The sequence below is a fragment of the Desulfobacter sp. UBA2225 genome (assembly GCF_002348205.1).
In the GTDB taxonomy this organism is placed as follows: Bacteria; Desulfobacterota; Desulfobacteria; order Desulfobacterales; family Desulfobacteraceae; genus Desulfobacter; species Desulfobacter postgatei.
Window position 1 is genome coordinate 1 of sequence record NZ_DDYV01000037.1, and the last position, 8,183, is coordinate 8,183.

At 51.6% G+C, this 8,183-nt stretch carries 8 protein-coding genes; 2 read left to right on the forward strand and 6 right to left on the reverse strand.

Annotation, left to right across the window (positions count from 1 at the left end; all coding sequences use genetic code 11):
* Positions 1-73: 73 nt before the first annotated feature.
* Genes B3D59_RS18405 through B3D59_RS02060 form a run of 4 tightly spaced genes read right to left on the reverse strand, consistent with a single transcriptional unit; the run spans position 74 to position 3,687 of the window.
* Positions 74-187, reverse strand: coding sequence for a hypothetical protein (locus B3D59_RS18405; RefSeq protein ID WP_414646509.1), 114 nt, complete (start codon positions 185-187; stop codon positions 74-76).
* A 56-nt stretch (positions 188-243) separates the two neighbouring features.
* The gene (locus tag B3D59_RS02050; protein WP_286817416.1) at positions 244-702 is read right to left on the reverse strand and encodes a TAXI family TRAP transporter solute-binding subunit; all 459 of its coding nucleotides are present in this window, start codon (positions 700-702) and stop codon (positions 244-246) included.
* On the reverse strand, positions 702-3,146 hold the full coding sequence (locus B3D59_RS02055; protein WP_286817417.1) for a homocysteine S-methyltransferase family protein: 2,445 nt from the start codon (positions 3,144-3,146) through the stop codon (positions 702-704). The genes B3D59_RS02050 and B3D59_RS02055 overlap by 1 nt, the downstream gene beginning before the upstream one ends.
* A 7-nt stretch (positions 3,147-3,153) precedes the next feature.
* Entirely contained in the window at positions 3,154-3,687 is a 534-nt protein-coding gene (locus tag B3D59_RS02060) for a hypothetical protein (protein ID WP_286817418.1), read from the reverse strand.
* Between the two features lie 419 nt (positions 3,688-4,106).
* Here B3D59_RS02060 and sixA point away from each other — a divergent pair, with 419 nt between their 5' ends.
* A complete protein-coding gene (sixA, locus tag B3D59_RS02065) occupies positions 4,107-4,562 on the forward strand; it encodes a phosphohistidine phosphatase SixA (protein WP_286817419.1) in 456 nt (151 codons plus the stop codon).
* 83 nt (positions 4,563-4,645) lie between these two features.
* Complete coding sequence (locus tag B3D59_RS02070; protein WP_286817420.1) at positions 4,646-5,221, forward strand: YkgJ family cysteine cluster protein; 576 nt, start codon at positions 4,646-4,648, stop codon at positions 5,219-5,221.
* A gap of 30 nt (positions 5,222-5,251) precedes the next feature.
* Here B3D59_RS02070 and B3D59_RS02075 read toward each other — a convergent pair whose 3' ends face one another.
* Positions 5,252-6,442: an NAD(P)/FAD-dependent oxidoreductase gene (locus tag B3D59_RS02075; protein WP_286817421.1), complete on the reverse strand. Its 1,191-nt coding sequence runs from the start codon at positions 6,440-6,442 to the stop codon at positions 5,252-5,254.
* A gap of 33 nt (positions 6,443-6,475) precedes the next feature.
* Positions 6,476-8,092 carry an ABC-F family ATP-binding cassette domain-containing protein gene (locus B3D59_RS02080; RefSeq protein ID WP_286817422.1) on the reverse strand — a complete coding sequence of 539 codons (1,617 nt, stop codon included), beginning with the start codon at positions 8,090-8,092 and terminating at the stop codon, positions 6,476-6,478.
* Positions 8,093-8,183 lie beyond the last annotated feature (91 nt).

Consider the following 8,183-nt stretch of genomic DNA (forward strand, 5'->3'; position numbering starts at 1 on the left):
CTTTTAATCAGACCAATGTGGAATTGAAACTCGTGATTGAGTCCTGCATTACTTCATAAACTACCTCTTTTAATCAGAAATAGAATGCCGTGAACAGCCAGAATGCGTCAAGCTGATTGTTGCCAAAAGCCTGGGCGGCATCATCGTATCCCATGGCGTTTCTTTCTATTTTATCCGATACCCCCATGTGTTTGAAAAAGAGTTCGCAATTGGCAAACGAGCCTGAACCGGCATTGCCGACACCTACTTTTTTCCCGGTACTTTTTTCCCGGCAAGATCTTTGGTGCTTTTGATGCCCGAACCTTTGTGTACAACAAGCTGTGCCGGTGCGCCGTAAAGGGATGCCACGGCCAGTACGTTTTCATATTTGCCGATATCGTTTGACAACAGACCATGGCGTCCCTGGTAAACATGCCCGGAATAAACAACGCTCATCTGTTGTCTGCCGGTATTTGTTTTTCTTAAATGTTCAGTTGAGCCGCCGGAAGACTGGGCCTGAACCTTAAACTCTTTGACTTCTTTGATGGGTTTAAAAACCTGGATGCTATTGGCTACAACTTGAAACGTTCCACCGGCAGGGCCACCGCCGAATAGAACTCTTTGCTTGGCAAGGCCGTGGCAAAAGATCAACGAGACTCTTTTTTTTGAAGAGTTGTCTCTGTGTGCCCGGCGTGTGGGACAGTTCCAGCATTGGGTATGCACTATCCCTTGTCCATGCAGATCCGGGCCGCCACATTAACCGCTTCCACCCCATCGGAAGAATATTCCGCGCCGATGGATTCGGCCCACTCCCGGGTCACCACGGCGCCGCCCACCATGACCTTGCACCCAAGCCCGTTCTCCTTTGCCAGGGCAATGACCTCGGGCATGCGCACCATGGTGGTGGTCATCAGGGCTGACAGCCCGATAAGATCGGCCTTGTGGGTCTGGGCCGCCTCAATGATCTTTTCGGCCGTGACATCCTTGCCCAGATCAATCACATCAAACCCAAAATTTCTAAGCATCAGCACCACGATGTTTTTTCCGATGTCGTGGATATCCCCCTGGACCGTGGCAAAGACCAGGGTGCCCTTTTTTTTATTGGAACCTGACGCCTGAAGCGCGGGTTGAAGAACGGCAAACCCGTTTTGCATAGTCTCGGCACTGGCGATCAGCTGGGGAAGGAAATACTTTCTTGCATCATAGTATTCACCGACGGTCATGATGGCCGGGATCATCTTTTTTTCCAGCAGTTCGGACGGGGCAATTCCCATTTCAAGGGCTTGATTACAAAGCCGTTCAATATCCTCCCGTCGGCCCTCGATCACCGCTTCAACAATCTGGTCTTCCACGGGCAGATCCGTTTTCTTTTTGGCCGTTGTCTCTTTTTTCTTTTCGGCGTTTTTATCTTTGGCAAATCGCTGGATATATGACAGGGCATCCCGGTCCCGGCCGGTTAAAACATCCGAGGCCGCTTTGGTATTCATCAAAAGCTCATGGGAAGGGTTGGCAATGGCCCAGGAGAGGCCGGCACCGGCAGCCATGGCAAAAAAGGAGGCATTCACCCACCCGCGTTCAGGCAGGCCAAACGAGATGTTGGACAACCCGAGAACCGTGCCGAACCCCTGTTGGGAGGCCCATTTGACGGTTGCAAGGGTCTCTTTGGCGGCCTGGGGATTACTCGATACGGTCATGACCAGCCCGTCCACAACCAGGTCTTTATTTTTGTACCCATAGGCTGCAGCCCGTTCGGCAATCTCCATGACCAACTCTTTTCTTCGCTCTGCCTTGTCCGGCAATTCATTGTCGGCCAGGGGCAGCACGATGAGCATGGCCCCATATTTGGCTGCCACCGGCAGAAGACGTTCAAGTTTTTCTTTTTCAGCTGAAATTGAGTTGATCAACGCCCGGCCCGGATAATAGCGTACGGCAGCTTCCACAACATCCGGGTCCGAGGAGTCAATGACCAGGGGGAGACTGACCACCGGCACCACACTTGAAATGATATCTAATAGGGTCTGTTTTTCATCAATCCCGGGCATACCCGCGTTGATGTCAAGCAGGTCGGCCCCGGCCGCGGCCTGGTCCCGGGCTAGGTTGCGCACATAGGCCATGTTCCCCGCTTTCAGCTCCCCTTGCAGAATCTTTTTTCCGGTGGGGTTGATGCGTTCACCGATAATGCGGATGGTGCTGTTTGAACCTGTAATCAGCGCCTGGGTCGCCGAGGAGAGCATGGCCGTTTCCACAGGCTTTCTTTCCAAAGGCACAAGCCCTTCCATGCTTTGGGCCAGTTTGGCTATATGCGTAGGCGTGGTGCCGCAGCAGCCCCCCATGATATTGACGCCGGCTTCGGCAAAGGGCTTGGCGAACGTTCTGAAGTCATCGGCAGCCATGGGAAAAACCGTTTCATTGTCTTTTATGACAGGCATCCCCGCATTGGGTTTGGCCATCACCGGAATCTGTACCATCTTTCGAATACGCCGAATGATGTCAAGCATCTCTTTGGGACCGGTGGAGCAGTTGACGCCCACCACATCAGCCCCTAAACTTTCAAGGGTGACGGCCATGGCCTCGGGGGTGGTACCGTTTAAGCTGTGCCCGGTTTCATCAAAGGTCATGGAGACCATGGTAAACCCGCCGCAAATCTCTTTGACCGCAAGCAGGGCGGCCCGGCTCTCCTGGATATCAATCTGGGTTTCGATGACAAAAAGATCTACGCCGCCGTCAATCAACCCCCTGACCTGGCGTTTAAACCCCAAAATGGCCTGTTCAAAATCAAGGTCGCCAAAGGGCATGATAAACCGGCCGCAGGGGCCGATATCCCCGACGATCAATGGGCGAATGCCTTCCCGTTCCAACAGTTCATCAGCCACTTTCACCGCATTTTGTGCAATCTTGCAATTGATCTGCTCTGTTTTATCGGCAGCGCCGAACTCTTCAAGCTTCCATGGGGTGCCTCCAAAAGTGCAGGTGTACAGCATATCTGAACCCGCCCGGGCATAGGCGCGGTAGATGTCGGCCGAGACCTCGGGATTTTCCATGGACCACAATTCCGGGCTGACCCCGGGGGGCAGGCCGCGTTTTTGCATCTCGGTGCCGGTGGCACCGTCCAGGATAAGAATTCGTTTATTAATAATCTCCAGTATGCTTTTGTCTTTTTCCCCCATGTCGTCTCTACTCCCCCGTCACTTTTGATATACCGCAAAAAGCGGTAACGCTTTTTTCCGGCACCAGGATACAGGTTTCCGTTATGGCCACCCCAAGCGTTTCCATTTTAAGAATATGATATACGTCTGCCTGGAACCGGATGTCAAAATCCCCATAACCGGCAGAAAACCGTTTTAATTTCAATGCCTTTCTTTCCCTGACCAGCTCTTTGTTGAACAATGCCATCAGCCAGTCAAACCCTTCATCGACAATTTCAGATGCCGCAGCATCCACGATCACGGCCCCGGTCATCTTTTTATCTTCCTGGAGCTGTTTAATCTCATCGGCAACCGCCTGACCGCCGGTAATGCCCATCATGAGCAACTGGTCGGCTTTCCCCAGAAACCGGCTAAACCCGGCGCTTTCAAAGACCGTATCGGATTGCTCTAAAGCAACGATTCCGTTCGCGTGATCAATCTGTATGTCCCGGATGCAGGCCGTGGCCTTGAGATGGATATGGTCTGCCGCATAGGTGATCCATTTGTCCACCTCGGACATCATCCGTTGTGAGATTTCATTTTGACGACGCTGATACCCCAGCCTTTTCAATATCTTATACCGAGGTATTTTCAAGGGAATGTAAGGAAAAGTTCTTAACGGTTGCATGCGGATAATATACCAGTTTTTTTTTTTTATGAAAGTATTTTCGCCTGGACCGGCCGAACTATCACATGAAAATCCAATAAAATCAATGAGATTTCCGCATTGCTCCGACACGTGACCCAAAAGTTTTCATTCTGCAACCCACTGCATGGAGATGGAAAACAGGATCACAGCTCTTCATTGGCGGACCTCTCTTTGAAAAACTTAAAACCGTTCAAATGCATGTGGAGGGCTCATTTTTGTTGGGTTTTGACGTTGACGCACTGGAATTACTTAACTACTATGGCTTCATCAAATAACCCCAAAGGAGAGACTGCATGTCGGTATTTCTTGTACAGCACGGGCTAAGTCTGCCCAAAACCGAAGACCCTGAAAAGGGATTGTCTGAAAAGGGCCGTGAGGAGACCCTGAAAATAGCCCAAGTGGCCGCCGGCTATGGCGTTAAAATTTCCAAAATTTTCCATTCCGGAAAGAAACGTGCGGCACAGACCGCCCGGATTATGGCTGAACACCTTTATCCCGATCTCGGCATTGAACAGATGGCGGATATATCTGCCATGGATGATGTGAAAAGCCTTGCCAGCCTGCTTGACCCCGGTTCCAACCATATGGTGGTGGGCCATCTTCCCTATATGGAAAAACTGGCCGCATACCTGACTGCCGGCCGGGAAACTCCCAAAGTTCTGAAATTTCAAAATTCAGGGATTGTCTGTCTTGATCAGGATGAATCGGGCTGGTTTATCCGGTGGACCTTAAACCCCAACATTTCATAAATCATATGCAGTAATCCTGCCTGCCCGCCCCGTAAAAGTGGATAATGGGCTGATTTTGAAACCAATTAACGAACCGGAGAAATATGAAAGACAAATGTGCCCAGTTAAAAAATATTTACGCAGCCTTTGATGCGGATACCCGCGACCTGGTTAAGGGTCGGGCCTGCACCCGGGGCTGCAGTTTTTGCTGCAAAGAAGCCGGCAGCATCGACATTACGACCCTGGAGGGAATGGCGATCCGAAAGGCCATGGAAAAAATGCCAAAAAGCCGGCAGAAAACCCTGACCAAGGCCTTTAGAAATGAAATAAAGCAGCGGAAAACAGGCAAAACGGTTCCCTGTCCGTTCCTTATGAAAAATGACGCCTGTATGATATATGAGGACCGGCCCTTTTCCTGCCGCAGAATTTACTCCGCCCATGTATGCAGCCCGGATGCCCCCCCGGCGGTGAGTCGTCAGGTAATGGAACGGGCGGATCAGACCATTGCAGCGCTTCAAAAGGTCGACAACACCGGTTATTCCGGCCATCTTTCCTACATTCTGTATATGCTGTCGGTCCCGGCGTTCCTAAAAACTTACACTGCCGGAGAATTTAAGCCCGAGGAAATTATGGAATTTGGAAAGGCCCACAGGATTGTCATCAACCGGATGATGGGCTGAGGGTTAACCATTGATACCCCCCTAAAAAATCTACACCACCTGTCCGGCGGCCCAGGCCGAAGACCATGCCCACTGGAAATTGTATCCGCCCAGCCAGCCGGTGACATCCAGCACTTCGCCGATGGCGTAAAGTCCCGGAACATCTTGGGATTCCATTGTTTTTGAAGAAAACCTGCGGCAGTCTATTCCGCCGACGGTTACCTCGGCAGTTCTGTATCCTTCGGTGCCGCCGGGCTGGATGTTCCAGGCGTGAATTTCGTCTATCACACGTTCAAGCCCATGGCGGGAAAGAGTGTGAATAGGGCTTTTCAACAGTTTTTCATCTATACGGGCCTGGACCAACCGTGTTGGAAGATGCTCGGCCAGGACGGATTTTAAATGGCGTTTTGACCGGGTCTGCCGTAGTGTTTCCAGCAGCTCTCCCAGATTTCCATCCGGAAAAAGATCAATGGTCAGCCGGGCACCGGGCTGCCAGAAAGATGAGGCCTGGAGGATCACAGGACCGCTCAACCCCCGGTGGGTAAACAAAAGCTGTTCTGTAAACGAGGCAGATCCCGTGCGAACACGGGCCTTGACTGAAATTCCGGCCAGTAGTGCCAGAACCGCTTTATCCTCGGGCTGAACGGTAAAAGGCACAAGGCCGGGTCTGGGCTCTACCACAGGAATGCCGAACTGCCCGGCGACCTTGTATCCGAACGGCGTGGCCCCGGCTGCAGGCATTGATAGCCCTCCGGTGGCAATGACCAGGGATGATGCCTCTATGCTTTCCCTGGCTATACAGATCCGGAACCCCCTGGATGAAGAAGCCGGCCTCTCAATGCCGGTGATACTTATTTTGAATGCCAGGCAGACACCGGCGCTGCGGCACTCTGCCAGCAGCATATCAAGAATCTGCCCTGCACTGCCCGTGCAGAACAACCGGCCGTGTTCCCGTTCGGTGAAGCGGATCCCGTATTGCCGGACAAGGTCAATAAAATCCTGTGACCGGTACCGGCTGAGCGCAGATTTTACAAAATGCGGATTGGATGAAATATAATTTTGGGAACTGACCCGGCGGTTGGTAAAGTTGCACCTGCCGCCGCCGGACATAAGGATCTTGCGCCCGGGTTTAGGGGCGTGGTCCAGAACTATTACACGCCTCCCGCGTTTTCCGGCCTGGGCCGCGCACATCAGACCGGAGGCACCAGCCCCGATAATCACCACATCATATTCGGTTTTCATACTCTTTTTCTGCCTGCCCGTCCATCCCTTTGTCTATGCGCTCATTTTTTCCTGCAACCGGGCGACTTCCAAGCTTTCAATGTACTCATCATAGGAGATGAGGCGGTCGATGATCCGGTCGGGCGTTATCTCAATGATACGGTTGGCAATGGTGTTGATAAACTCATGGTCGTGGGAGGTGAAAAGAATCACTTCAGGAAATTCAACCAGGCTGTCATTAAGGGCGGTGATGGATTCGAGGTCCAGGTGGTTGGTGGGGTCATCCAGCATCAGGACATTGGAGTGGGACAGCATCATCCTGGACAGCATGCATCTGACCTTTTCGCCGCCGGAGAGCATATGGGTCTTTTTCAAGGCCTCTTCACCCGAGAAAAGCATCCGCCCCAAAAAAGTTCTGGCAAAGCTTTCTCCCTCGGTGGGCGGGGCAAACTGCAGCAGCCAGTGGATCAGATTAAGGTCCTTCTCAAAAAAGGCCGCATGCTCTTTGGAAAAATAGGAACGACTGGTGGTGACACCCCACCTGAAGGCACCTGCATCCGCTTGCATTTTTCCTGACAGGATATCGAAAAGTGCGGTTCTGGCAAGGCTGTTTGGGCCCACAAAGGCAATCTTATCTCCGTTATTGACCGTGAACGTAATATTATCCAGAACTTTTTCACCCTCAATGCTCTTGGAAAGGCCCTCGACCTCCAGGATAATGTTTCCGCAAGGCCTTTCAGGTTTGAAGCGTATAAATGGATATTTTCTGCTCGATACGGGCAGCTCTTCAATGGTCAGCTTATCCAGCAGCTTTTTCCGGGATGTTGCCTGTTTTGACTTGGACGCATTGGAGGAAAACCTGCGGATAAAGGATTTGAGCTCTTCGGCCTTTTCCGTCACCCGTTTATTGTCCGCTAATTTCTGCTTCAGGTTGAGCCGGCTGGCCTGGTACCAGAAATCATAATTGCCCACATACACAGAAATCTTGCTGAAATCAATATCGGCAATGTGGGTGCATACCTGGTTCATGAAATGCCGGTCGTGGGAAACCACAATCACGGTATTTTTGAACCGGAACAAAAATTCCTGGAGCCAGGCAATGGCCTGGATATCCAGGTTATTGGTGGGTTCGTCAAGGAGAAGGACATCCGGATTGCCGAACAGGGCCTGCCCCAGAAGAACCCGGACTTTCTCGCCGCCCTCAAGCTCTTTCATTTTTTTTGCGTGCAGTGCTTCGTCAAGACCCAGGTGCTTCAGGAGCACGGCCGCATCCGCTTCAGCCTCATACCCGTTCATCTCTTCAAACTCGACCTCAATTTCACCGGACCGGATGCCGTCCGCTTCGGAAAAATCAGGTTTGGCATAAAGGGCCTCCCGTTCGGCCTTAAGGCGGTGCAGCTTTTCATGCCCCATGATGACCGTCTCAATCACCCCATGGTCATCAAAAGCAAAGTGATCCTGCCGCAAAACAGCGATCCGCTCCCTGGGCCCGACGGAAACCGTTCCGGTATCCGGCTCAAGCTCACGTGCAAGAATTTTTAAAAAGGTGCTTTTTCCGGCACCGTTGGCCCCAATGAGGCCGTAACAGTTGCCGGGTTTAAACATGATGTTGACATCTTTGAACAGGACCCGCTTGCCATAGGCAAGGGAGATGTTATCTGCAAAAATCATTAATATGGTATTTCCTAAACCGGGGTTGATAAAAAATAAAAAAGCCCTGACCATTTGCAATAAATAATCAGGGCTTTTTTAAAAAAGAACC